At 71.6% G+C, this 24,783-nt stretch carries 23 protein-coding genes; 10 read left to right on the forward strand and 13 right to left on the reverse strand.

Translation table 11 applies throughout. The features are described 5' to 3' along the window. Positions 1–8: 8 nt before the first annotated feature. The 3 genes from BQ8420_RS29380 to BQ8420_RS29390 are packed head-to-tail and all read right to left on the reverse strand — an operon-like array spanning position 9 to position 3,539. Positions 9–947 (reverse strand): carbohydrate ABC transporter permease, encoded by a 939-nt coding sequence (locus BQ8420_RS29380; RefSeq protein ID WP_087103454.1) that lies wholly within the window; start codon positions 945–947, stop codon positions 9–11. Continuing rightward, the gene (locus BQ8420_RS29385) at positions 940–2,298 is read right to left on the reverse strand and encodes an ABC transporter substrate-binding protein (protein ID WP_087103456.1); all 1,359 of its coding nucleotides are present in this window, start codon (positions 2,296–2,298) and stop codon (positions 940–942) included. Before BQ8420_RS29385 ends, BQ8420_RS29380 begins: the two co-directional genes overlap by 8 nt. A 23-nt stretch (positions 2,299–2,321) precedes the next feature. Beyond that, the gene (locus tag BQ8420_RS29390; RefSeq protein WP_235006561.1) at positions 2,322–3,539 is read right to left on the reverse strand and encodes an ROK family transcriptional regulator; all 1,218 of its coding nucleotides are present in this window, start codon (positions 3,537–3,539) and stop codon (positions 2,322–2,324) included. 89 nt (positions 3,540–3,628) lie between these two features. Here BQ8420_RS29390 and BQ8420_RS29395 point away from each other — a divergent pair, with 89 nt between their 5' ends. Further along, positions 3,629–5,797, forward strand: a complete 2,169-nt coding sequence (locus BQ8420_RS29395) for an alpha-N-acetylglucosaminidase (protein ID WP_087103460.1) — start codon at positions 3,629–3,631, stop codon at positions 5,795–5,797. Beyond that, entirely contained in the window at positions 5,794–6,726 is a 933-nt protein-coding gene (locus tag BQ8420_RS29400; protein ID WP_087103463.1) for an N-acetylglucosamine kinase, read from the forward strand. Before BQ8420_RS29395 ends, BQ8420_RS29400 begins: the two co-directional genes overlap by 4 nt. 180 nt (positions 6,727–6,906) lie before the next feature. Here BQ8420_RS29400 and BQ8420_RS29405 read toward each other — a convergent pair whose 3' ends face one another. Both BQ8420_RS29405 and BQ8420_RS29410 read right to left on the reverse strand, forming a co-directional pair. Next, positions 6,907–7,578, reverse strand: coding sequence for a 1-acyl-sn-glycerol-3-phosphate acyltransferase (locus tag BQ8420_RS29405; RefSeq protein ID WP_087103465.1), 672 nt, complete (start codon positions 7,576–7,578; stop codon positions 6,907–6,909). A gap of 210 nt (positions 7,579–7,788) precedes the next feature. After that, positions 7,789–8,712 (reverse strand): serine/threonine dehydratase, encoded by a 924-nt coding sequence (locus BQ8420_RS29410; protein WP_087103468.1) that lies wholly within the window; start codon positions 8,710–8,712, stop codon positions 7,789–7,791. Positions 8,713–8,832: 120 nt separating this feature from the next. On the opposite strand from BQ8420_RS29410, the gene BQ8420_RS29415 reads away from it, so the two are divergent. Together BQ8420_RS29415 and BQ8420_RS29420 are read left to right on the forward strand one after the other, a co-directional pair. Further along, positions 8,833–9,756 (forward strand): LysR substrate-binding domain-containing protein, encoded by a 924-nt coding sequence (locus BQ8420_RS29415; RefSeq protein ID WP_087103470.1) that lies wholly within the window; start codon positions 8,833–8,835, stop codon positions 9,754–9,756. A 66-nt stretch (positions 9,757–9,822) separates the two neighbouring features. Then, entirely contained in the window at positions 9,823–10,242 is a 420-nt protein-coding gene (locus BQ8420_RS29420; RefSeq protein WP_087103471.1) for a VOC family protein, read from the forward strand. A 15-nt stretch (positions 10,243–10,257) separates the two neighbouring features. On the opposite strand, the gene BQ8420_RS29425 is transcribed toward BQ8420_RS29420, so the two are convergent. Beyond that, positions 10,258–10,890 carry a trimeric intracellular cation channel family protein gene (locus tag BQ8420_RS29425; RefSeq protein WP_087103474.1) on the reverse strand — a complete coding sequence of 211 codons (633 nt, stop codon included), beginning with the start codon at positions 10,888–10,890 and terminating at the stop codon, positions 10,258–10,260. A gap of 232 nt (positions 10,891–11,122) precedes the next feature. Here BQ8420_RS29425 and BQ8420_RS29430 point away from each other — a divergent pair, with 232 nt between their 5' ends. Next, a complete protein-coding gene (locus tag BQ8420_RS29430) occupies positions 11,123–12,481 on the forward strand; it encodes an NAD(P)/FAD-dependent oxidoreductase (RefSeq protein WP_087103476.1) in 1,359 nt (452 codons plus the stop codon). An 18-nt stretch (positions 12,482–12,499) separates the two neighbouring features. Here BQ8420_RS29430 and BQ8420_RS29435 read toward each other — a convergent pair whose 3' ends face one another. Both BQ8420_RS29435 and BQ8420_RS29440 read right to left on the reverse strand, forming a co-directional pair. After that, positions 12,500–13,348 carry a siderophore-interacting protein gene (locus BQ8420_RS29435; protein WP_087103478.1) on the reverse strand — a complete coding sequence of 283 codons (849 nt, stop codon included), beginning with the start codon at positions 13,346–13,348 and terminating at the stop codon, positions 12,500–12,502. An 83-nt stretch (positions 13,349–13,431) separates the two neighbouring features. Then, positions 13,432–14,409, reverse strand: coding sequence for an N-acetylglucosamine kinase (locus BQ8420_RS29440; protein ID WP_087103480.1), 978 nt, complete (start codon positions 14,407–14,409; stop codon positions 13,432–13,434). A 147-nt stretch (positions 14,410–14,556) separates the two neighbouring features. Between BQ8420_RS29440 and BQ8420_RS29445 the strand changes: the two genes are divergently transcribed. The 3 genes from BQ8420_RS29445 (at position 14,557) to BQ8420_RS29455 (ending at position 17,693) form a co-directional block, all read left to right on the forward strand. Next, a complete protein-coding gene (locus BQ8420_RS29445; protein WP_087103482.1) occupies positions 14,557–15,849 on the forward strand; it encodes a GNAT family N-acetyltransferase in 1,293 nt (430 codons plus the stop codon). Continuing rightward, complete coding sequence (locus tag BQ8420_RS29450) at positions 15,849–17,162, forward strand: GNAT family N-acetyltransferase (protein ID WP_087103484.1); 1,314 nt, start codon at positions 15,849–15,851, stop codon at positions 17,160–17,162. The genes BQ8420_RS29445 and BQ8420_RS29450 overlap by 1 nt, the downstream gene beginning before the upstream one ends. Before the next feature lie 75 nt (positions 17,163–17,237). Further along, positions 17,238–17,693: a nitroreductase family deazaflavin-dependent oxidoreductase gene (locus tag BQ8420_RS29455; RefSeq protein WP_087103486.1), complete on the forward strand. Its 456-nt coding sequence runs from the start codon at positions 17,238–17,240 to the stop codon at positions 17,691–17,693. A 12-nt stretch (positions 17,694–17,705) separates the two neighbouring features. Here BQ8420_RS29455 and BQ8420_RS29460 read toward each other — a convergent pair whose 3' ends face one another. The 3 genes from BQ8420_RS29460 to BQ8420_RS29470 are packed head-to-tail and all read right to left on the reverse strand — an operon-like array spanning position 17,706 to position 20,743. Then, on the reverse strand, positions 17,706–18,038 hold the full coding sequence (locus tag BQ8420_RS29460) for a hypothetical protein (protein WP_087103488.1): 333 nt from the start codon (positions 18,036–18,038) through the stop codon (positions 17,706–17,708). Further along, entirely contained in the window at positions 18,035–19,342 is a 1,308-nt protein-coding gene (locus BQ8420_RS29465) for an acyclic terpene utilization AtuA family protein (RefSeq protein ID WP_087103490.1), read from the reverse strand. The genes BQ8420_RS29460 and BQ8420_RS29465 overlap by 4 nt, the downstream gene beginning before the upstream one ends. 45 nt (positions 19,343–19,387) lie before the next feature. Continuing rightward, the gene (locus tag BQ8420_RS29470; protein WP_087103492.1) at positions 19,388–20,743 is read right to left on the reverse strand and encodes a CitMHS family transporter; all 1,356 of its coding nucleotides are present in this window, start codon (positions 20,741–20,743) and stop codon (positions 19,388–19,390) included. Positions 20,744–20,857: 114 nt separating this feature from the next. On the opposite strand from BQ8420_RS29470, the gene BQ8420_RS29475 reads away from it, so the two are divergent. Next, complete coding sequence (locus tag BQ8420_RS29475) at positions 20,858–21,784, forward strand: LysR family transcriptional regulator (protein ID WP_087103494.1); 927 nt, start codon at positions 20,858–20,860, stop codon at positions 21,782–21,784. A gap of 25 nt (positions 21,785–21,809) precedes the next feature. Here BQ8420_RS29475 and BQ8420_RS29480 read toward each other — a convergent pair whose 3' ends face one another. Together BQ8420_RS29480 and BQ8420_RS29485 are read right to left on the reverse strand one after the other, a co-directional pair. After that, positions 21,810–22,865: an aminotransferase class V-fold PLP-dependent enzyme gene (locus BQ8420_RS29480; RefSeq protein ID WP_087103496.1), complete on the reverse strand. Its 1,056-nt coding sequence runs from the start codon at positions 22,863–22,865 to the stop codon at positions 21,810–21,812. 83 nt (positions 22,866–22,948) lie between these two features. Continuing rightward, the gene (locus BQ8420_RS29485; protein ID WP_087103498.1) at positions 22,949–23,488 is read right to left on the reverse strand and encodes a MarR family winged helix-turn-helix transcriptional regulator; all 540 of its coding nucleotides are present in this window, start codon (positions 23,486–23,488) and stop codon (positions 22,949–22,951) included. Positions 23,489–23,725: 237 nt separating this feature from the next. Between BQ8420_RS29485 and BQ8420_RS29490 the strand changes: the two genes are divergently transcribed. Next, positions 23,726–24,688 carry an MBL fold metallo-hydrolase gene (locus tag BQ8420_RS29490; protein ID WP_087103500.1) on the forward strand — a complete coding sequence of 321 codons (963 nt, stop codon included), beginning with the start codon at positions 23,726–23,728 and terminating at the stop codon, positions 24,686–24,688. Positions 24,689–24,783 lie beyond the last annotated feature (95 nt).

Consider the following 24,783-nt stretch of genomic DNA (forward strand, 5'->3'; position numbering starts at 1 on the left):
CGCTCGGTTCACTTGGGCTCCCGGGTGAGTAGACGGATCGCGCTGACCAGCACGATGACGATCAGGGTCAGCACCACCGCCAGGGCGGCGGCCCCGCCGATGGTGCCCTCGTTGAACGCCAGCCGGTACACCAAAAGGGCCGGCACGTTGGTCTGTCCGGCCGGTCCGCCGTTGGTGGTGACGAACACCAGGTCGAAGGAGGCCAGGGCGGCGATGGTGGTGATGACCGCGGCGATGCCGACCTCGCGGCGCAGCCCGGGCAGGGTGACGTAGCGGAATCGGCGCAGGGGTCCGGCGCCGTCGATGGCGGCGGCCTCGTTCAGGGACGGGTCGATGCGCTGGGCGCCGCTCATGAACAGCACCATGCACAGCCCGCTCATGCACCAGGTACCGATCAGTCCCAGGGCGATGAGCGCGAAGTGGTAGTCGCCCAGCCAGGCACGGGTGATGGCGCCGAGTCCCACCGCTTCCAGGGCCTGGTTGACCATGCCCGCGTCGCTGTAGAGCCAGCGCCAGGTGATGCCGACCGCGACCAGTGGCAGGACCTGGGGCAGGAAGAACACGGTGCGGAAGAACGTCATCCCGGTGCGCACCCGGCCCAGCAACAGCCCGGTGAGCAGCAACCCGATCGCGATGGGGATGAGCGAGAAGAACACGATGAGGATCAGGCCGTTGAGGATGGCCTCGGCCAGGAGTGGTTCGGTGAGCACCCGGGTGTAGTTGGCCAGGCCCGCCCAGGTGGGGGGTTGGACCCCGTCCCAGTCCAGGAAGGAGAACCACACGGTGCTGCCTGCGGAGTAGATCGCGAAGCCGGCGTAGACGGTCAGCGCGGGCAGCAGGTACAGCCAGGCGCGCAGGCGCGAACGGCCGGGCGCGCGGGAAGGGCGACCGCCGGGACGACCGGCCCCGGCGGCCCCGTTCCCGCGCAGGAGGGCGCCACTAGCCATGGACGCGGTCCCATTCGGCCTGAAGGTCGGACAGGAACGTCTCCTCGTCGGTGCTCCCGGCGATCAATCCCTGCACCCCCGGGGTGAGCTGGTCGATCATGCCGGGCGTGGAGAAGTCGGGGAAGGGCACGATGCCGTCCTGCTCGGCGGCCGTCCCGTAGACGCTGTTGATCTCCTCCAACACGCCGCCCTCCCCGGTGGAGACGTCGGTGTCCACCGGCATGAACCCGGTGTCCAGCTGGATCTGCGCCGCCTCGGGTGAGGACAGGTAGTCCAGGAACGCCGCCGCGACGTCCGGGTGCTCGGTGGCCGAGGAGACCGTGTAGGAGACGCTGGAGCCAGAGGTCATCGGCACCTGGTCGGGGTCCTCACCCGGCAGGAGGAAGAAACCCGCGTCCTCTCCCAAGGCCTCCTCCAGTTCGAACGCCGCCCAGTTACCGGTCACCAGGAACGCGCTCTCGCCATTGGCGAAGGCGGCCTTGGCGTCGTCGTCGGAGGTGGCGTTGGCGTCCTCGGGCACGTACCCGGCCTCCACCCACCGGGTGAGCGCTTCGGTCGCCGTCCGGGCCCCGTCGGTCTCGATGGTGGAGTCGGGTGCCCCGTGCACCCAGTCACGGTAGGCCTGGTCGTCGCCGAAGGTGTTGAGCAGCGCGTTCCAGACCTGGAAGCCGCCCACCTCCAGCCCGCCGACGCTGAACGGGGCGATGCCCTCCTCGTCCACCGCCGCCAAGGCGTCCTCGAACTCGTCGAAGGTCGCGGGCGGCTCGTCCACCCCGGCCTCCGCCAACAGCTCGCGGTTGTAGAACACCCCCAACATGGACAGGGCCCCCGGGACGGCGTAGAGGCTGCCCGTGCCGAACCGGGTGGCGTCCTCGTCGGCCCGCAACGGCTCCAGGCTCGCCTCGGGGAAGGACTCCTCCCACCCGTAGGCCTCCACGTACGGCTCCAGGTCCATCACGTGCCCGCTCGGTATGAGCGAGCGCATCGCGCCCGGGTTGTACTGGGCCATGTCGGGCGGATCGTCGGAGGACATCGACAACGTGACGGTCTTGACGTAGTCGGTGAAGGGGGTCTGCTGTAGTTCGATGTCGACGTTGGGGTGCTGATCGGTGAACCCCTCGACCAGCTCGATGGAGGGCGGGTCGTCGGTGTAGGCCAGGGTCAGCTCGACCGGCTCGTCGGTGATGGTGGTGGAGACGTCCTCGGGCACGTTGTCGCGTTCGCCGTCCCCACTGGACAGGGTCGCGCACGAGGTGAGGACGAGGGCTGCGGTGGCGCCGGCCGCGCCCCGGACGAACAGGTGGATGGTGCGCGGTCGGGTGGACTCCTGGGCGATGGGCCTGGTGGACATGCCGTCCTCCGTGGGTTGTCGGGTCAGCCGGTCGTCGAAGGGGGTCGCAGGCGGGTGTGTTCGACCTGGTCGAGCGAGTGGTGCAGGGCGCCTTGGACCACGGCGTCCTCGCCCAGCCGGGACAGTTCCAGCGGTGGTGGGTCCAGACGTTGGCGGCTCAGGTGGGTGTGGAGGGCCGCCAACAGCGCGGGGCCGCACCGGGCCATGGGACCGCCGACGACCACCACACCGGGGTCGAGCAGGGCACGGACGGCGCCGACCCCTTGAGCGAACCGGCGGGTGATCTCCGTCAGCGCCGCCAGGGCCGCGGGCGCGCCGCCCGCGACCGCGGTGACGACGGCGGCGGTCTCCCCGCCCGGCTCCGCCAACCGGTCGAGCAGGGCGTGGTCGGCGCGTTCGCGGGCGGCCTCGCGGATCAGGGCGGCGAACGCACCGGTGCCGGTCCAGGCCTCGAACGCGCCCAGGGGCGCGCCGTCCCTCTCCCGTGTGGGCTCGGGCGCGTCGGTGAACAGATCGAGGTAGCCCAGGTCCCCGGCGTCGTTGGCGGCGCCACGGTGGAGCTCGCCCGCCACGACGATGCCCGCGCCGACGCGTTCGCCCCAGTGGATCAGCACCATGGACCGGTGTTCGCCGCCGTGCCAGAGTTCGCCCTCGGTGGCGAGCTTGACGTCGTTGTCCAGGTAGACCTCACAGCCGGTGGCCTCTCTCAGGGCCTGGATCAGTACGTCGCCGGTGACGCCGGGCATGCTGGGCGCGAACCGCACCCGCCCGGTGGTGGGATCGACGATGCCGGGCACCCCCATCGAGGCGTGCCACACTCCATCGGCCCCGAGTCCCGCCTCGGTCAGGACCCGACGCACGGTGTCGGTCAGCGCCCCCGCCACGGCCCCGGGGAGCGGTACGGCGTGGGCGGCGACGACCGCGCCCGACAGGTCGGCCAGGCCCACCCGGATCCCCTCCGGGGTCACCGACGCCCCCACCACGTGCCCGGCCTCGGCGCGGAACCGCACTCGTTGCGCGGGCCGGCCCGAACCGGTACCCGAGCGCACCGGGGCCAGGAACTCCACCAGTCCGGCCTCGCCCAGATCGGCCAGCGCACGCGAGACCGCCTGCCGGGACAATCCCGTCCGCCGGGCCAGCTCAGGGGCGCTGGTGTGCTCGACCGCGCGCAGCAGGGTGAGCACGGCGGTCGTGTTGACCTCGCGCATATACCGCGTGCCCGCTGCGACCGGCACGTCCACGTGCCCCGCCCCCTCCCGCTCTTGCCCGGCGGTGAATTAGGTATGTACCGTACGTAACTCCTGAGCATCCCGGCAAGAGGGGCGAACCGATGGCCGACACTCCGAAGGATCCGCCCACTTGGGGCGACGCCGTGGACGCGCTGGCCCGCCGGGTGCTCGGCCCGGCCCACCGCCCGATCGACTTCCGCGAGCGCACCGGCGCGGAGCGCTCCTTCACCTACCGCGCCGACGGGGGAGTGCTCACGATCGAGGCGACCGACGCGGTGGCCGCGGCCGTGGCCCTGCACACCTACCTGCGCCGCGAGTGCGGGCGCTCGGTCACCTGGGACACCCCGCTACCCCTGCGAGTCGATCATCCCGAAAGCGTGCCCGCCGTGCACGGCACCGCCGAGGTCGACCAGGGCTACTACCTGAACTTCTGCACCACCGGGTACACGAGCGCCTACTGGGACTGGGACGACTGGGAGCGCGAGATCGACTGGATGGCGCTGCACGGCGTCACCATGCCCCTGACCGTTGTGGGCCACGAGGCCGTCCTGTTCGAGACCTACACCCGCCGTGGCCTGGAAGCCGACCGCGTGCGCGCCTTCCTGGGCGGCCCCGGCTACCTGCCCTGGCAGTACATGGGCAACCTGGACGGCTTCGCCGGCCCCCTGCCCGCCTCCTGGATCGATGGCCACCGTGACCTGGGGCGACGCATCCTGCGACGCCAACGCGCCCTGGGCATGACCCCGGTCCTGCCCGGGTTCACCGGACACGTCCCGGCCGAACTCGCCCCCGACCGGACCCGCACCCGCACCTGGCACGGCCTGACCACCCACGTCCTGGACCCCGCCGACCCCCGTTACCCCGAACTCGCCGCCGACATGGTGCGCGTCCAACAGGAACTGTTCGGCACCGACCACCTCTACGCCATCGACCCGTTCATCGAGATGGTCCCGGTCGACGCCGACCCGGCGTTTCCGGCGGAGCTCGCCCGCGCCACCCTGGACGGGCTCACCCGCGCCGACCCCCACGCCGTGTGGGCGCTCCAGACCTGGCCGTTCTCCTACCAGAGCCGGTTCTGGAGCGCCGAACGCGTCACCGCCTTCCTGGAGGCCATCCCCGACGAACGGCTGCACCTGCTCGACCTGTGGGCCGAACACGACCCCCAGTGGAGTCGCTTCGACGCCTTCGGCGGCACCCCCTGGACCTGGTGCGCCCTGCTCAACTTCGGTGGGCGCAGCGAACCCATCGCCGACCTCCAGGGCGCCGTGGACCGGATCGGTGCGGCCAAACGGGCCGCGCACCCGCCGACCGGCATCGGCCTGTCCATGGAGGGCACCCGCAACAACCCGGCGTTCTTCGAACTGATCGCCGACCAGACCTGGTGGCGGACCGAGGACGTGGCCGCCGACTGGCTGCCCGACTTCGTGCGGCAACGCTACGGCTCGGATGACCCCGCCCTGCTGTCCGGTTGGCGAGGATTGGCGGAGACCGTCCTGGGCGCTTCGGGGGTGCGGATCTTTCCAGAACAGTTCAACGGGGTCCTCACCATGCGCCCCCACTTCGAGGACCTGGCCGCACCCGAACGGCACCGCGCCGAGGTCACCGGCCTGGTCTGGTATCCCTGGCCGCGGCTGCTGCGGGCCTGGGCGGATCTGGTCGAGGCGGCCGAGGCCGATCCGGACCTGGCCGAAGGTCCGTTGGGACACGACCTGGTCGACGTGGCCATGGCCGTGCTGGCACGCGTCGCCGACCAGCGCCACCTGGACCTGGTCGAACACGCGGTGCGGCACCGAGAGGTCCCCGAGGAACGGCTCGACCGGTTCCTGCGGGTGTTCGACGATCTGGACGCCCTGCTGGACACCCGACCCGAGTACCGTTACGGCACCTGGGAAGCCAAGGCCACCTCCTGGGCCACCGGCACCGAGGACCACCGTGTCCTGGCCGACAACGCCCGCCGGATCCTCACCGTCTGGATCGACCTGGACAACCTGCGCCTGGACGACTACGCCGCGCGCCTGTGGTCGGGACTGGTCGGCGGTCACCACCGCGTCCGCTGGGAGCTGTGGGGGCGGCTGCTGCCCGAGGCCCTGACCGAACCCGAACGGGCCGCCTCCCGCCTGGCCGACCGGCTCGGCGACCACGCCGAACGGTTCCTGCGCCATGGCCTCGAACCCCGGCCCGCGCCCACCGACGGCACCCTCGCGCTGTCCCGCCGACTCCTGGACCACTACGGCGCCGATCGCGACGCCGGACCTTCGAGCGGGGAATGAGTCGCGTGCGGTGCGCCGGGATCGACGTGGGCGGCGGAGGCATCCGCGTGCTCGTCCACGACGGGAACCGCACGGCACGCTCGGGGGAGGACGTCGCGGCCCCCCGAGGCGATCGGGGGTTGGACCTGGACGCGCTGGCCGCCCGACTGGCCGCGCTGTTGTCCCGAGCCGCCCCGGTGTTCGACCGGGTGGCCATCGGCATGACCGGCCTACCCGACCTGGTCCCCGACCCCGCTCAGCTGGTCCGAGGTCTGCGGGAGCGCGTACCGGTGGGCGCCGTGGTGCTCGCCGGGGACTCGGTGACCACCCACGTCGGAGCCCTGGGCGGCCGGCCCGGCGTGGTGGTGGCGGCCGGCACCGGGGCGGTCGCGCTCGGCACCGACCTGGAACACACCTGGAGCCGCGCCGACGGGTGGGGCATCCTGCTCGGTGATCATGGCGGGGGCGCCTGGGTGGGCCGTGAGGGGCTCCAGGCCGCGCTGCGCGCCCACGACGGCCGGTCCGGTGGTTCGACGATGCTGTCGGACCGCCTCTTCGCACGCTTCGCAGACGTGAACGCGCTGGAACACCGGGTCTACGCGGCCACGGCCGGGGACGCCGCCACCGTCCTGGCCGGATTCGCCCCCGATGTGGCCGACGCCGCCCACGCCGGGGACGCCGTGTCCCGACGGATCTGGCGAGAGGCCGGTACCCACCTGGGCCGGGCCGCCGTGGCGGCCACCGTGCCCGGGCTGGACCGGCGCTTGTCCTGGGGAGGCGGGCTCTTCGCGGTGGGCGAGCCCGTGCTGGGCCCGATGCGCGCCGAGGTGCTGCGCCACATGCCCGAGACCGATTTCGTGACCCCCGAAGGCGGGTCGGTGGAGGGCGCGCTCACCCTGGCGCTCACCCCGCCCCGATCGCACCCGCCCCACGTGTACGTGTTCGAGTGATCGGGAAGCCGGAAGCCAGTGCCGCGTCAGCCAAGGTTCGCCCCGTCGCGACGTTCAGCACAGCACCTCGCCGCGTTGGCGAAAAACCCGAATAGGAACCACTATGAGGGCTTCCCGCCGCCTTGCGATGCACCATCCTGAACGCCGCTCCTTAACGGGCAAACCCCGACTGACGCGGCACTAGTCGCCGGCGCCGTGGTCGTTGTAGGTGCCGGCGCGGTCCTGGCCGGTGAGGTCGCCGATGGAGTCCATGATCCGATCGGTGATGACGCGACGGGCCTTGCCCGGGGCCAGGTGGTCGAACCCGGTGGAGAAGTCCAGGGGGTCGCCGAAACGCACGGTGAACCGGCGTGGGCGCGGCATGCTCGCGCCGATCGGCTGGACCTCCTGGGTGCCGCTGAGCCCGACCGGCACGACCATGGCCTTGGATTCCAACGCCAGGTGCGCCACCCCGGTGCGTCCCCGGTACAGGCGCCCATCCCGTGACCGGGTGCCCTCGGGGTAGACCACGCAGGCCTCCCCGTCGTTGAGCCGGTCCAGCATCATCTCCAGCGACAGCAGGGCGTCGCGGGCGTTGCCGCGACGGACCGGCATGGCGCCCAGGGCACCGAACATCGTCTTGGTGAGCCGGCCCTTGACCCCGGGGGTCTCGAAGTAGTCCGACTTGGCCAGGAACCGGACACGGCGATGGGTGACCGACAACGGGATGACCACGCTGTCGACGAACGACAGGTGATTGCCGGCCAGGATCACGGGTCCGGTGGCGGGGACGTTCTCACGGCCCTCGATGGTCGGTCGGCACAGGGTCCGGGCGAGCATCGCCGCGGTCTGCCGCATCGCACCGTAGAGCACGTGTGTTCTCCCTAGTCATGGGTCGGACGCCGCGAACGCGAGGGACGGCCGTACCCAATGTAAGGGTGACCGATGGGTAAGAGAATCCGGGCGCTCGGATAGTGCTCCAGGTCACCCGATCGCTGATTCCGAGGAGGAACACGAGGTCGGCGAGGTGGGGAGAACCGGCGTCGCTCCCGCGGACGCCGGTCGAGGTCCCCACCGTGGTGTTCAGCCCGCGAGTCGCCAGTCGGCGTTGGCCCCGCACACCACCAGGCACGGGTTCTCGCCCGGGATCCGACCCGCCGCCCAAGCGGCGAAGGGCACCGCGGCGGCCGGTTCGGTGGCGATCCGGAACTCCTCCCACAGACGGGTCTGTGCACTGATGATCTCGGCGTCGGTGACCAACACCGGGGTGATGGGGTTAGCGCGCAGTACCTCGAAGGGCACCCGGCCCAGGGTGGAGGCGCCCAGAGCGGAGGAGGCCACGGACTCCACCGGGGTGGCCACGGGGTGTCCCGCCGCCAACGCCGAGTGCATGCTCTGGCAGCCCTCCGGCTCCACCCCCACCACACGGCGTCCGCCCGCGCCCAGGCGCACCCCCGCGGCCAGTCCGCCGCCGCCGACGGCCACCACGATCGAGTCGCACTCGGGGACGTCGGCGGCCACCTCCAGGCCGATGGTGCCCTGCCCGGCCACGACCAAGGCGTCGTCGAAGGCGTGCAGGAAGCGCACGCCCTCGGAGTCGGCCTGTGCGCGGGCGGCCTCGGCGGCCACCGCGTAATGCTCGCCCACCCGGATGATCTCGGCGCCGGTGGCCGCCAACGGGGCCGCCTTGGCCTCGGGCACCGTCTCGGGCACGTACACCGTGGCCCGCACCCCCAGGATGCTCGCGGCGGTGGCCACGCCCAGACCGTGGTTGCCGCCGGAGGCGGTGATGACCCGGTCGGTGGGTTCGCCGCCCATGAGGGCGTTGAGCGCCCCGCGCAGTTTGAAGGCCCCGGTGCGCTGGAGGTGCTCCAGCTTCAGGGTGAGGGGACGTCCGTCCACTTCGGTGCGCATCACCGGGGTGTGACGGGCGTGGGGGGCGATACGTTCGGCGGCTGCACGGACGTCGGTGGCCGTGGGCACTGCGGGCGCGGTCATGGTGCTCATGTTCCCACTCTGTCGCTACCGGCGGTTAACTTAAAGTTGGGTCTGCTAAAGATCGTTAAGCAGAACTTTGTGTCAGACTTTGTCATGGGTGCGGATCGGCGGCACCCCGGGGAGGGACCGATGCTGGACGCCAATCGGGTACGGATCCTGGTGGAGATCGCACACGCCGGATCGATCGCGGCCGCCGCCGAGCGGCTCTCCTTCACCCCGCCGGCCCTGTCCCAACAGCTCACCAAACTCGAACGCGAACTCGGCTGCCGCCTGGTCGAACGCGGCCGCACCGGCGCCACCCTCACCCAGGCCGGTCGGGTCCTGCTCGAACACGGCGAACGCGTTCTGGGGGAGTTGCGCGACGCGGAGGCGGCCGTGCGCGAGGTCGCCGGGCAGCGCCCCGACCGCCTGTCCCTGGGCGCCTTCGCCAGCGCGGGCAAGGTCCTGCTGCCCGAGGCGCTGGCGGTGTTCGGCCACGAACACCCCCACGTGAGGCTGTCGCTGTCCGACATCGAACCGCCCGGCGGGCACGGACTGGTCGCCTCCGCCGACCTGGACCTGCTCATCACCCACCGCTACCCCGGAGTACCGCTGCCCCGCGCCGGTGGCCTGCAACGCGAACGCCTCCTGGTGGACCCGCTCATGGTGGTGGCCCCCGCCGGACACCCCGTCGGCGACACCGAGATGAGCCTGCCCGATCTGGCCGATGAGGAATGGATCTGCGGCGCCCCGGGCATCCACAACCGCGTCAGTCTGGACATCGCCGCGGCCGCCGCCGGGGTCCACCTCACCGTCGCCTACGAGACCCGCGACTACGAGGTCGCCCTGGCCCTGATCGAGGCGGGGGTGGGCATCGCGCTCATCCCGCAGAGCATCCTGGGCGCCGCTCGCGGCGATGGATGGGTGAGCCGCCCCCTGCGCGGCGCCCGTCTGGCTCGCGAGATCTACACGGTGCACCGCCGCCGCCCACCCGAACCGGTCCCGGCCATGCTCGCCACCCTGCGGCGCACCGCCGCGCGAACCCTGCCCAGGAACAACGCCGACACGCGATGAGTTCGCGCGCTCTCCAGGGTCGGTACGGGTGACCATGTGATCCCCGAGCGCTCGACAGGAGCAGTCATGACCACACCCACCGGCCTCCTCGTTCTCAGCCTTCCCATCGCCGACCGCAAGAACGCGATGGACTTCTACCTCGACGCCTTCGGTTTCGAACTCGTCGGAGAACCGGCCGAGGACGGAGTGCCCGAACCACTCCGGTTCCGCCTCAACGACCAGGTCCTGCTGATGCTCGTCCCCGCGGGCGGGTTCGGCTGGGTCCTCGGGGACGGCCGTGAGGTGGCCCGGCCCGGGACCAGCGAGTGCCTGCTGAGCATGGCGGTTCCCACCGAGGACCACGTGGCGCGGGTGATGGACCGGGCCACCGTGGCGGGGGGCGAGGTCGTCACCGCGCCCCAGCGCCACCCCTGGGGTTTTTCGGCGGTCTGCGCCGACCTGGACGGTCACCTGTGGCAGATCATCGTCGAACCCACCGACGCCTGACCCGACCCCGACCGACTACAGCGACGGGGCGCCGGGCGGCCCTGGTGCGTTCCAGCGGTAGCGCAGCGACATCATCCGCATGCCGAAGCACACCAGGGCGCCGACCACCGCCACCCACCAGGACGCGAACCCGGCCAGGTTTCCGACGACCACGATCCCCGCACCGAGCATCGCCGGGATCGCGTACAGGCGCGAGTTGGCGCTGAGCACCGTCGGCACCCGGTTGAGCATCACGTCGCGTATGGTGCCTCCGCCCACCCCGGTGATCACGCCCAGGATCACCGCCTGCAACGGACCGAACCCGAACTCCAGGGCCTTGGTCGAGCCGATCACCGCGAACAGACTCAGCCCCGACGCGTCGAACAGCAGGATGGGTTTGCTCAGGTGGGTGAGCTGACGACTGAGGAAGAACGCCAACGTCGCCCCCGTCAGCGCGACCACCAGGTAACGCCAGTCCTGGAAGGTCGCGGGGGTCTCACCGAGCAGGACGTCGCGGATGATGCCGCCGCCGATGGCGGTCACCACCCCCAGGGCCATCACCCCCACGATGTCCACCCGGGCGGTACGGATCGCCGTCAGGGCACCGTCGAGGGCGAACGCGAAGACCCCGAGGAGGTCGAGGACGAGCAGAACATCGAACGAGGACATGAGCGTGCGCCGTGAGCGGCGGTTCCCTTCCGGTGCGAACCGAGTTGCCGACCATGGATGACAACACTAGACCGCCCTGGAAACAGGTGCGCACACCCTGTGAGACGCCCCACGGTCCGCCGCCCCCGAAGGTCCCACAGGGGCGCGTCAAGGTGCGTGTCGGTCTTCCACCCGGCCGGGCACGGCGAGATCATCGGGTGAGATCACCGATCCGAGGGCGGGAAAAGAGACCATGGAACACCTGGACGCGATCGTCATCGGTATGGGGCCCGGGGGAGAGGTGGTGGCCGACAAGCTGCTCACCGAGGGACGTCGGGTGGGGGTGGTCGAACGCGAACTCATCGGCGGCGAGTGCGGCTACTGGGCGTGCATCCCCACCAAGGTGCTGTTGCGCGCCACCGAGGTGCACCGAGAGGCCTCCGAAGCGGCCGGGACCACCAGCCCGGACCTGGACTGGCCGGCCCTGCGCGACCACCGCGACCAGATGATCCGCCACCTGGACGACTCCAAGCAGGTCGAGGGCTACCGCGAACGCGGCGCCCGAGTCCTGCGCGGCGCGGCCAGGGTGGTGGGCCGCGACCCCTGGCGGGTGGCGGTGGGCGAGACCGAGGTGACCGCCGACCACGTGGTGGTGGCCACCGGCTCCAGCGCGGTGCGCCCGCCGGTGGACGGACTGGACGACCTGGGTCCCGACCTGGTGTGGACCAACCGTGAGGCCACGACCCTCACCGAGATCCCGCCCCGCGCCCTGGTCATCGGTGGCAGCGCCGTCGGTGTCGAGTTGGGCGCCTTCCTGGCCGGGATGGGCACCAAGGTGACGATCGTCCAGCGCGGATCACGGCTGTTGGACCGCGAGGATCCGCGGCTGTGCGCCCTCATCACCGAACGGTTCGAGGCCGACGGTGTGGACGTGCGCACCGGTGCCCAGGTCGAGTCCGTGCGCCGGGATGGTGACGGTGTCCTGGCCACCCTCTCCGACGGCTCGAAGGTGCGCACCGACGTGGTGGTACTGGCCACCGGACGACGTCCCCGAGGAGACGAGCTCGGCCTGGCCGAACTGGGCGTGGAGATGGACGGGTCGGCGCTGCCCATCGACGAGCACTGTCGGGTGGCCCCGGGACTGTGGGCGGTGGGCGACGTCAACGCGCGCGCGATGTTCACCCACGTGGCCAAGTACCAGGGGCGGATCGCGGCCGACGGTGTCCTCGGCTCCCCGCGCACCGCCGACTACACGGCCGTGCCCCGCGTGGTCTTCTCCACCCCCGAGATCGCCGCCGTGGGCCTGACCGAGGAACAGGCGCGCGAGGCGGGCGTGGACGTGGTCACCTCCGAGGTCGACCTCACCGAGGCGCTGGCCCGTCCCTGGACCTACGCCACCGATCCGGTCGGCCACCTCGGGCTGGTCGCCGACCGCGAGCACGGGGTATTGGTGGGGGCCTGGGCGTTCGGGCCGCTGGCCGCGGAGTGGATCCACACCGCGGCCCTGGCGATCCGGATGAGGCTGCCGGTGGAGGCGCTGCGCAACTCCATCCCGCAGTTCCCCACCTTCAACGAGGGCTACCTGGCGGCCCTGGACGCGCTCGACGTGTGAGGCGCCCAGGGCAGGGGCTCAGCCCTGGAGCGCGGCGGCCTCCTCGGCCTCCACACTCTTGTTCCACTCGGCCTTGGAGGCCTGCCAGCCGTCCTCGTTACGGCCCAGCCTCCAGTACCCGGAGATCGAGAGCTGTTCCTTGGCCAGACCCAGCTCCACCCGCAGCATTCGGCGCAGGTCGCGTACGAAACCCGCCTCGCCGTGCACGAACGCGTGCACCCGGCCGTCGGGGAATTCCAGTTCCCGCACGGCCGGGACCAGCAACGATCCGGGGGTGGCGTCGCCGCGGTGCAGCCACCGCACGTGCACGTTCTCGCCCTCGGTGAGCTTCTGCTCCTCGGCGGTGTTCTCCACCTCCAGGAACACGTGCGCGATGGCGCCCTCGGGCAGGTGGTCCAGGGTGGCGGCGATGGCGGGAAGGGAGCTCTCGTCCCCGGCCAACAGGTGCCAGGCGGCCTCCGGGTCGGGGGCGTAGGCGCCGCCGGGGCCCAGGAAACGCAGCCGGTCACCGTGGCGGGCGCCGGCGGCCCACACCCCGGCCAACCCGAGGTCGCCGTGGTGGACGAAGTCGATGCTCATCTCACGCGTGGCCGGGTCCCAGGAACGCACGGTGTAGGTGCGGGTGACCGGCCACTGCTCCCGGGGCAGCTCGGCGCGCGCGGCCTCCAGGTCGAAGGTCTCGGGGTCCTGCGGGGTGGGCGCGGGGAACAGCAGCTTCACGTAGCTGTCGGTGGAGCCGTTGGTGTCGAAAGCGGCGAGTCCCTCACCGCCCAGTACGACCCGGATCATGTGCGGGGTCAGGCGCTCCACGCGCTCGACCCGACCGGTGTGTACGACCTGCTTCGGACGTGATGGCCGCTCCGACACGGCGCCCCCTCTCGCTCAGGTTAGGTGAACCTAACCAAGGACACCGTAGGCCACCACGACCGAACCGGGCAAACCGGCTTCCATCAGGTGGGAACCGTGAACGCGGTGTGCAATCGGGCGTCGTGCTCGTCGGCGCCGGCCCACAGCGCCGCCACCCAGGCCGCGCCGCCCGCGGTGCAGCCCGCTCCCAGCACCGGCGAGGCCGTGCCCAGGGTGAGCTTGTGCGTCAACGACTGCCGCACCGGAGCGGATCGGGCCAGCACCCCGCCGGCCAACACCACCGGCGACCGTTCACCCGGAACACGCACCTGGTGCACCGACTGGGCCAGGTGACCGGCGGCCGCGTTCACGATCACCTGCGCGGCGGCGTCGCCCTGGTGGTGGGCCTCGGTGACCAGCGGCGCGAACTCGGCCAGGGCGATCGGCGGGCCTGCGGTCAGTGTCCGGGCGAAGTTGCGGGCGTGCTCCTCGGGCAGGTGGTCGGGCCCGTTGGGGCGCTGGCCGGGGATGACCCTCTTGGCGATGGAGCGCGCCAGGGGACTGAGCTCACCGCCGATCCCCAACTGCCGGGCGGTCTCTCGGGCCGCCTGATGCCCGATCCAGAACGCCGACCCCTCGTCGCCGATCAGCCACCCCATCCCGTCCGCCGACCGGGCGCGCCGCCGACCCTCGATCCGGGTGGCGATCGCCCCGGTTCCGGCGATGAGGATGGTGCCGTCGCGTTCGGGCGTGCCCGAGGCGAAGGCCACCACGTCGTCACCGATGAAGCGCACGGCGCTCGGGGTCAGCCCCGCCTTGGTCATCGCCCGATCCATCCGGGCGCGGACGGCCTCCTCGCGCAGTCCGGACACCCCGGCCAGTCCGACGATGGTGGCGGCCACGGCCTCCCGGGCTCCGGTACCGGACCGGTCCAACGCGGTGCCGATCGCCTCGGTCAGTTGCTCCGCGGCCCTTTCGGGACCGTGGGTGTTGGGGTTGGCGCCCCCGGACCGGGCCTCGCCCCGCCGCTCACCGGTCAGGGTGGTCACCAGGGCACGGGTGGTGGTGCCCCCCGCGTCCACCCCTACGACCAGGGCGGGGGAGGAGGAGAGAGGATTTCGTCGTGTCGTCACGAACAGAGGGTGCCCCGACCCCGGCCCCCTTACTCGCCCGACCAGCGCCGGAAAAAGCGGTGGCCGTCATCTCCCGTGGCCTGATAGTCATCGACCATGACGAAGAACCAGCAGGCCGTACCCATGAACGGGGCCCCGCGCGCGTGGACCGTGCGCCACGGGGACCGCGACGACTTCGCCGAGGTGGCCCGGGTCGTCGGCCTGGCACTCCTGGCCGACGAGTCCCCGGAGTCCATGCTGGAGCGCATGCGGCCCCTGCACGACGCCGAGGGCTACGACCGGGTGCTGTACGCGGTGGACGACCGCGAGGGGCGTGAGGAAGTGGTCGGTTCCACCAACCACTTCCCCTACGAGATGACCCTGCCCGGCGGTCCCCGGGCGGTCGCCGGAGTGACCGGCGTGGGCGTGTGGCCCACCCACCGCCGCCAGGGCGTGCTCAGCTCCCTCATGCGCCGCCAGCTCACCGAGATCCACGAGTCCGGGGTCCACCACGCCGCCCTGTGGGCCTCCGAGGGTTCCATCTACGGACGCTTCGGCTATGGCCTGTCCGCAATCGAGACCTCGCTGACGGTCCACCGCCGCCACACCGTGCTGCGCGCCGACGCGCCGCGTGACCCGAACCTGCGCGTCATCCTGTCCGACCCCGAATCGGTCCGCGCCGACCTGGAACGCGTGCACCGCGAGGTCGCCGCCGTCCAACTGGGACAGTTCCAACGCTCCCAGGCGTGGTGGGACAAGCAATTGCGCGACGGCCCCAAGCAGCGCCGCGACCAGAGTCCGTTGATGGCCGTGGTGGTCTACGCCGGCCACGCCCCGCTCGGATACGCCTTGTACCGCGCCAAGGCCGACTGGGGGTCGGACGGGTCCCAGGGGCAGGTGCACGTCCTGGAGTTCACCGCCACCACCCCCACCGCCCGGGTGGCCCTGCTGGAACACCTGTTCAACCGGGACCTGACCGCCACGGTGACCTTCCACGAGCTGCCCGCCGACACCCCGATCCCGCACCTGTTGGTCGACCCCGAACGCGCCCGTCTCACCCCGCAGAACTCCCTGTGGGTGCGCCTGGTGGACGTGCCCGGCGCGCTGCGCGAACGCACCTACAAGGCGCCCTTCGAAACGGTCCTGGAGGTCACCGACCGCTACGCCCCCTGGAACGCCGGCCGCTGGCGGGTCAAGGCCGACACCGACGGCGCCCACGTGGAGGCCACCGAGGCCGCCGCCGACCTGGCCCTGGACGCCTCCCACCTGGGTGCGGCCCACCTGGGGCAGATCCCGCTCACCGGTTACCTGAACGCCGGCCTGATCACCGAGCACACCCCGGGCACCGTCGAGCGCCTGGACACCGCCCTGCACCGCACCGACGCGCCCTTCTGCGGCGTCGTCTTCTGATGGACCGGAGAAACCAGACGTTGAGCGTGACCGAGCGGGAATGGTGCGTCAGAAAGGCGGGGAAGGAGGACTTCCCCGCCGTCGTCGAGGTGGTGGCCGAGGCGCTCCTGATCCCGGACGACCCCGAGGACGCCTTCGAACGCCAGAGCCCGGTCAAGGCCGAGATCGACTACGACCGCCTGCTCCTGGCGGCGGAGAGCGCCCCCGAAGGCGCCGACGACGAACGCGTCGTCGGCCGGGAACGAGTGATCGGTTCGGCCGGCGTCTACCCCTTCCACATGACCCTGCCCGGCGGAATCAGGCCGGTGGCGGGGGTCTCCGGGGTAGGGGTGTGGCCCACCCGCCGACGCCGAGGGGTGCTGACCGCCCTCATGCGCCGCCAACTCGCCGACATCCGCGACCGGGGCGAGAAGGTCGCCGTCCTGTGGGCCTCCGAAGGCGCCATCTACGGCCGCTTCGGCTACGGACCCGCCACCGACGAGTACGAGACCTCCCTGGCCGTCCACCACGCCCGGCTGCGCCCCGACGCACCCCGCGATCCCACCCTGGTCACCGAACTCGTACGTGTGCCCCGGGCCCGCGCCGACCTGGAACGGGTGCACGCCGCCGAAGCCGACCGCCGCGTCGGCGCGCTGCGACGTTCCCCCCTCTGGTGGGACCGGTTCCTGCGCGACACCCCGGCCGACCGCGGGGGCAAGGGCCCGCTCAAGGCCGTCGTGGTCTCCGGCACCGACGGACCCCGGGGATACGCCCTGTACCGGACCGTGAACAAGTGGGTGGCCGGCGGACCGGCCTGCGAACTCCACGTTCGGGAGATCGTCTCCCTCACCCCCGCCGCCCGGACCGCCCTGTACGACCACCTCTTCTCCCGTGACCTCGTCACCCGCGCGGTCTTCGCCTCCGTCGCCCTGGACGACCCCCTCCGCTACCTGCTCGCCGACCCGCACCGACTGGTCACCCGCTTGGACGACGCCCTGTGGCTGCGCCTGGTGGACCTGCCCGGAGCGTTGGGCGAACGCTCCTACGCGGCTCCCGTGGACACGGTTCTGCGGGTCGCCGACGCCCACGCCCCCTGGAACGCGGGACTGTGGCGCTTGCGCGCCGACCGTGACGGCGCCACCTGCGAACCCGTCGACTCCGACCCGGACCTGACCCTGGACGTGTCCCATTTGGGCGCCGTCCACCTGGGCGCGCACACCCTGGCCGCACGCCTACGGGCCGGCCTGATCACGGAGCACACCCCCGGCGCCGCGGCCCGGTTCGACGCGGCCCTGGCCCTGCCCGAAGCCGCCCTCTGCGGGCAGGGCTTCTAGGGCATGTCGCACCCGCGCGCCCCGGCGTGTCCGTGCCACCATCGGATCGGCCCGATCACCGACCCAGGGAGCGACATGAGCAAGCAGATCCTCGAAGGCGAGTACCGGCCGAGCGCCTCCCAACGGACCCGGGAACAGGTGGAGCAGTACGAGCGCACCGGCGGCCGTGAGGCCAACACCCTCATGGACACCGGCATGCCCGTCATCATCCTCACCACCCGCGGACGCAAGAGCGGCGACGTCCGCAAGACCGCCCTCATGCGGGTCGAACACGACGGCGAGTACGCCGTGATCGGCTCCGAGGGCGGCGCTCCCACCCACCCCGCCTGGGTGCACAACCTGCGCGCCGCCCCGAACGAGGTCGCCCTCCAGGACGGCCCCGAACCCTTCTCCGCCCACGCCCGCGAGGTCGAGGGCGACGAACGAGCCCTCTGGTGGGAGCGCTCCGTAGCCGCCTACCCGCCCTACGCCGACTACCAGAAGAAGACCGACCGCCACATCCCCGTCTTCGTCATCACCAAGGCCTCCTGAGCGGCCACCCCTTCAGGCCCGGTCCCGTTCCTCAGGGAACGGAACCCGGGCCGCCGACAGCACCGACCCCAACGTCTTGCCGTGGGTGTCCGCGTGCAGTGACGTGGTCACCGTGTCATCGGACGCCCGCGCGCACACCACGATCAGGGCGTGCACACGGTCCATGCGGTGCACCTCCACCGGGCCGCGCACCCGGTCGGACAGCACCTCGCGCACCAGCTCCGGGGTCAGACCCGCGCACAACACCGGGTACCAGCGCTCCTGTCGGGCGATGACCGCGATCGTGTTGAGGTTGCCCTTGTCCCCGGCCCTGGTGTGCGCGATCTCGCGCAGGACCACACTCATACCGTCCCCTCCCCGACATAGGTGGTGCGGGGCTCGACCAGGTCGCGCCCCACCGTGGTCGACAGGATCCCGATCACCTCCGAAGCACGGGTGCGGACCCCGCCGCCACCGGCCGGACCGCACGTGTACAACGCGGTGACCTCCTCCTCCACGGCCTGGGCGATGGCCCGGTCCGGACCCGAACCCGCCACCCGCAGCCGGCACTCACCGACCTCGGCGGGGTCGTCCGCGCCACCGATGAGGTCCACCCGCACCGGCAGCAGCCCGCGCAGCCGTTCGCGCACCACCTCACCGGCCAGCCGGGCACGGGCCCGAGCCCCGGGCCCGGCGTAGGAGATCTCGCCCTCGCCCCGAAAGCCCGCCCGGTACCCCACGCTCACCTTGAGCCGCTCCGGCCGCACCCGGCCGCGCGCCCCCGACACCCGCACCCGGTCCGGGCCGACCTCCTCGGGCCGCACCCCGGTCAGGTCCAGGGTCACGTCCGGGGTCAGATAGGCGGTGGGATCGGTGACCTCGTACGTCAGCTGCTCGGTCACCGTCCACCGGTCCACCCGCCCGCCCGTCCCGGGGAGCTTGGTGACCACCGCCGTACCGTCGGCGGCGACCTCGGCCAGCGGGAAGCCCAGGTTCGCCAGGTCCGGGACGTCCTTGACACCCGGGTCGGAGAAGTAGCCGCCGGTGACCTGACCGGCGCACTCCAACAGGTGCCCCACCAGCGTTCCCGCCGCCATCAGCTCCTCGTCCCGGGGGTCCCACCCCAGGGAGTCCAGCAACGGCGCCAGGAACAGGGAGGGGTCGGCGGCCCGCCCGGCGATGACGACGTCGGCACCCCCGCGCAGGGCGGGCAGCAGGGCGTCGACCCCCAGGTAGGCGTTGGCCGAGACCAGCTCGCCGTGCTCCTCCAGCGGTCGGCCGTCCTCCCAGGCCGGCGCCGAACGGTCGATCCGATCCAGCACGTCGTCACCGGTGACCGCCGCGATCCTGGGTGACACACCCAGTTCGAGGGCGAGTTCGCGGGCCATGCGCGCGGCACCGATCGGGTCGGCCGCCCCGGCGTTGGTCACCAACCGGGTGCCCTCGCGGGCCAGCGGTTCCAGTAGCGGGGCCAGGCGCCTGCGCAACAGCGGATCGTGGCCGGGGCCGGAACCGTCGGTGGCGCGCAGGGACGCCAGCGACACCGTCCTCTCGCCCAGGCACTCCAGGACCAGCGTGTCGAGCGCGCCGCGCTCCACCAGGTCGACGGCGGGTTCGAGGCGGTCGCCCGCGAACCCCGCTCCGCAGCCGATACGGACAACTTCCGGCACGTGCACTCCTTCGGTTTCGGTACGTGTGTTCGGTTCCGCGCGGGATCAGGACACCCAGAGCGGGATGACGCCCGTGGCCACCGCTGCGCCGAAGACCACCAGGCTCACCAGCCAGGCCCACGGCAACAGGAAGCGGATGTGCGAGCCGATGGAGACCCCGCTCAGCCCTACCAGCAGGTAGAAGGAGCCGGTCATCGGGCTGATCGGGAAGCCCACGGTCTCCTGACCGGTGATGGAGGCCTGGGCCACGTGCGAGGGTTCCACCCCGAATTCCGCGCCCACGGCCGTCAGCACCGGCATCACGGCGAAGTAGTAGGCGTCCGGTCCGAAAAGCAGGCTCATGGGCACCGCGAGGACCCCGATGAGCAACGGCAGACCCGGGCCGAGGAAGGTGGGCATCGCCCCGGTCATGGCCTGGGCCATGGCGTCGATCATCCCGCTCTCCTCCATGACCCCGAGGAACACCCCGGCGGCCAGCAGGGTGCTCGCCATGAGGATCGCGCCCTTGGCGTGGGCGTCGATGCGGGCGGTCTGCTCCTTCATCCCCGGATAGTTCAGGACGAGCGCGACGACCAGGGCGAGCATGAACACCAGCTCCGGCGGCAGCACCCCCGAGATGAGCACGCCCACGGTCGCCAGGGTCAGTAGCGCGTTGAGCCGGTACAGGCGCGGGCGCAGCAGTTCGGGGTTCTCGGACTCGTAGACGGGGGCCTGCTCCGCCGCTCCGCTCGCGGTGTGGTCGCCGCCGCCCACGCGACTCGGCGCCCGTTCCTCGGTCGGGACCGCGCGAAGCCGGTTCCGCTCGCGCACCCCCAGGTAGTAGGCGATGGCCACACAGGTGATCATGCCGATGATCTGGGCGGGGATCAGCGGAACCCACAGGTCGTTGGCGGGGATCCCGCTGGCGGTCGCCGCCCGCGCGGTCGGCCCGCCCCAGGGGACGAAGTTCATGATTCCCGCGCCCAGGCCGGTGAGCGCGGCCAGGACCACGCGTCGCATGCCGAGCGCCTCGTAGAGCGGCAGCATCGCCGGGATGGTGATGAGGAACGTGGTGGCCCCGGCGCCGTCCAGGTGGGCCACCATCGCCAACACCACCGTGGCCACCGCGATGGTCACCGGGTTGTCGCCGGCGAACCGCAGCACCCGGCGGACGATGGGATCGAACAGGCCCGCGTCGCGCATCACCCCGAAGTACAGGATGGCGAAGACGAACATGGCCGTGGTCGCGGCGACCCCGCCGATGCCCGCCGTGGCGAACTCCGCGACCTCGCCGGGACCGAATCCCATCAGGAACGCCGCGGTGACGGGTACCCCGATCAGGGCGACCACCGCGCCCACGCGGTTGGACAACAACAGCGCGAGCACCACGGCGATGGTCGCGAATCCCATGACGGTCAACATGCGGTCGGCTCCTCGGCTTCCAGGGGGTTGTGGCGCGGGCCACACGCGCCATGTTCGCCCTGGTCGTCCTTGCCTGTCCAGCATCGATCGGGCATTGGCCTATGCTCTGAGAGCATGGATCTAACGCTGAGGCAGTTGGAGGTCTTCGCGACCGTCGCCCGTCGCGGGAGTTTCACCGAGGCCGCCGAACGGCTCCACGTCGCCCAGTCCTCCCTCAGCCGCACCGTGAAGTCGATGGAGCGGAGCCTGGGCGTGTCCCTGCTGGAGCGCACCACCCGCAGGGTGCGCTGCACCCCCGAGGGCGAGGAGGTGCTCGCGGTGGCCGAACGCCTGCTCTCCCGGCACCGGGCGGAGATGAACGGCCTGGAACGCTACCTGCGAGGTGATCGCGGCACGGTCACCGTGTCGACCCTGCCCTCCCTGGCCGCCACCCTGTTGCCCCCGGCGATCGTGCGCCTGCGCGAGGAGGCCCCCGAGGTCGACGTGCACGTCCTTGACGGCATGGCCGAGTCGGCCCTGGACCGGTTGGAGGCGGGCGAGAGCGACCTGGCGTTGGTGGCCGTGGGCCGGCTCCGTCCGGGACTCCACGCCTCGGCCCTGGTCCGTGACCGCTTCCTGGCGGTCCTGCCACCGGGGCACCACCTCGCGGAGCGGGACGAGACCACCTGGGCCGAACTGGCCGCCGAGCCCTTCGTCGTCACCGGTGGGGACTCCAGTGTCCGCAGGGTCGTGGAGGACGCCCTACGCGACTCGGGCGTGGACGAGCCGCACCTGATCCAGGCCGGCAACATCTCCACCGTGGGCGGTCTGATCGGCGCGGGAATCGGGGTCTCGGCCCTGCCCGCGCTCACCCTGCCGTTGATGGGCTTCGCCGAACACGCGCGGGTGCCGCTCCAGGGTCCGGTGACCGAACGCCGCATCAGCGTGGTCGTACCCGAACACCGGACCCTGGGGCCGGCCGCCGCCCGCCTGCTGTGGGTGTTGCGGCGGATGCGCGCCCTGGAACATCCCCTGCCCGAGGGCGCCGTCTGGGAGCCCTGACGGTTCCCGGCCGGTGCCGCCGGCCTCAGCGCGGGTCGGCCAGGACCTCCAACAGGCGGTCCACGTCGGTATCGGTGTTGTACAGGTGGAACGCCACCCGCAGTCGGCCATCGCGCACGGCCGCCGCGATACCCGCCTCGGCCAGACGCTCGGCCGCGCCCTCCGGCGCGGGCAGCGAAACGATCGCCGATCCCTTGCCCTCCAGGCCCGCCTCGGCGCGGAACCGGTCGGCCAGGGCGACGTCGTGCTCGTGGATGGCCGGCATTCCCACCCGTTCGATCAGGGCCAGGGAGTGTTCCAGGGAGACGAACGCCGGCCACACCGGTGCCATGTCCAGGCGGTTCGCCTCGGTGCCGTGTTCGATCGCGGCCCCGTACAGCGAGTCCCACTGATCCACGGCCGAGTACCAGTTGGCGGCCAGGGGTCGCAGTTCGCTCAACGCCTCGGTGGTCCCGGACAGGAACGCCGAACCCCGGGTGCCCAACAGCCACTTGTAGGCGCTGCACACCACGTAGTCGAACCGATCGTCGTCGCTGGGCAGCCAACCCGTGGACTGGGTGGTGTCCACCAGGGTCCGGGCGCCGTGGTCGGCGCAGGCCACGACGAGATCGTCCAGCGGGGCCAGGGCGCCGTCGGCGGACTGGACCGCCGAGACCGCCACCAGCGCGGTGTCGGGGCGCACCTCGTCGGGCAGTCGGTCCAGGGGTACCTCGCGCACCCGTAGTTCGGAGCGGACGGAGAACGGGTGCACGGTGGAGCTGAACTCGTTCTCGGCGACCAGGACCTCGGACCCGGCGGGCAGGCTCGCGGCGACCGTTCCGGTGAACTGGGAGGTGTGCGTGCCGATGGCCACGCGGTCCGGGGTGAGTCCGGTCAGGCGGGCGTAGGCGGCGCGGGCGCGTTCGATGCCCGGGTCCTGGGCACCGGCGGAGAACCGCCCCGTGGCCACCTCGTGGATGTGCTCTTGGAGGGCCCGCGTCGCCGGGTGGGGCGTCAGGCCGTGGGTGGCGGTGTTGACGTAGGTGCCGTGCGCGGAGAACTCCCGTTGCGCCTCTTGCAGGCGCTGTGCCGTCTGGTCCATGGGAGGCATGGTCACAGGGCGGGGGGAGCGCTTCAAGGGCCGATCCGGTCGGGAGTGGCCCCTTCTCGGTCGGGCCGGCCCGGTCAGTTGCGGAACTTGGCCTGTGCGTCGGTGGAGCCGGCCATGAGTTTGTTGAGCAGGCGGACCAGTTCGCGGCGTTCCTCGGGTTCGAGGGCCTCGGCCCAGGCGCTCTCGCGGCGGTTGTGCGCGCGGAACACGCCCAGGATCGCCCCGTAGCCGGCCTCGGTCAGGCTGAGCTGGAGCGCGCGCCGGTCGTGGGTGGCGCGTTCGCGGGAGAGCAGTCCGTCCCGTTCCAGGGTGTTGAGCAGGGCGGACAGAGCAGCGCGGCTCATGCCGGAGATCTGGGCGGTGGTCTTGGCCTCCATGGGTCCGGCGAGCCAGAGCGCGAAGAGCACACGAAAGCCCGGCCAGGTCCAACCCCGTGGGCGGTGTACCGAGGACTCCAGGTCGTAGACGACCATGCTCGTCGCCCGGTTGAGGGTGAGGATCATGCGCATGGCCTCGGCGTTGACGGAGGGAAGCTCGCGTTCGGCCTTGTGCACCGCGTAGTCCACGAATGACCAGAAGGTGAGCTCGTCGGGGGGTGCGGTGTTGTGAGTCACGACGGCCAGCCTATAACTCGGCCCTTCGTCGGGTCGTTCTCGGTCGCGGTGGCGGGCACGTCGTGGATCGGCGCTCGAAGGGCGAAGGAGTAGCCTGCTTCTGTGAGCCGCGTCACCGATGCTTGGGGTCTGGGCCCCATGGTGCTGTGGTGCGCGACACGTTATGGTCAGATTCATCAAACATTTGATCATTTGGGCGGTTCGAGCCGTCCGCGACGAGTGAAGGGCCCTTCGACCATGGCAGCCAAGCCGTTCGCCTCCTCCGCCGACACCCAGGCCAAGGAACAGACCCTCGAAGTCCTGGCCGACGGCGTCTACGCCCTCACCGCGGAGGGCGACCCCAACGTGGGCGCCATCGAGGGCGAGGACTTCGTCGTGGCCTTCGAGGCACTGGCCACCCCCACCGCCGCCGGGGAATGGCTCGCCAAACTGCGCGAGCACACCGACAAGCCCGTCCGCTACCTGGTGCTCTCGCACTACCACGCGGTCCGCGTCCTGGGCGCCAGCGCCTTCGACGCCACCATCATCCTCACCCACGAGAAGACCCACGAACTCATCCGCGAACGCGGCAAGGAGGACTGGGACAGCGAGTTCGGCCGCATGCCGCGCCTGGCCAAGGACGCCGACTCCGTGCCCGGCCTGACCTGGCCCACCCAGACCTTCGCCGACCGCACCACCATCGACCTGGGCGGCGACCGCGGCGAACTCGTCCTGCAGTACTTCGGCCGCGGCCACACCGAGGGCGACATCGTCGCCTGGCTGCCCGAACAGAAGATCCTCTTCGCCGGCGACCTCGTCGAGGCCCAGGCCGCCCTCTACACCGGCGACGCCTTCCATAAGGACTGGGCCGGCGCCACCCTCGACAACGTCAAGGCCCTCCAGGCCGAGATGCTCGTCGGCGGACGCGGCGCCGTCAGCCGCGGCCGCGCCGAGGTGGACGCCGCCATCGAACAGACCCGCAACTTCCTCGACGTGATGATCCGCGAGGTCGGCGCCGTCCACGAACGCGGCGGCACCCTCAAGGAGGCCTTCACCGCCACCCACGTCGCGCTGGTCGACGACTACGGCCACTGGCCCATCTTCGAGCACTGCCTGCCCTTCGACGTCTCGCGCCTGTGGGACGAGTTCTCCGGCATCGAACGACCCGTCATCTGGACCGCGGAGCGCGACCGCCAGGTCTGGGATCAGTTGCAGGACTGACCCTCCCTCTCCACCATCCACCGCGCCCGTACGGGGCGCCCCGAGATACGGAGCCCACCATGCCGCACCCCCCGGCGCCCCGACCACCCGCGGAC

Source organism: Nocardiopsis sp. JB363, from assembly GCF_900143625.1.
GTDB lineage: Bacteria > Actinomycetota > Actinomycetes > Streptosporangiales > Streptosporangiaceae > Nocardiopsis.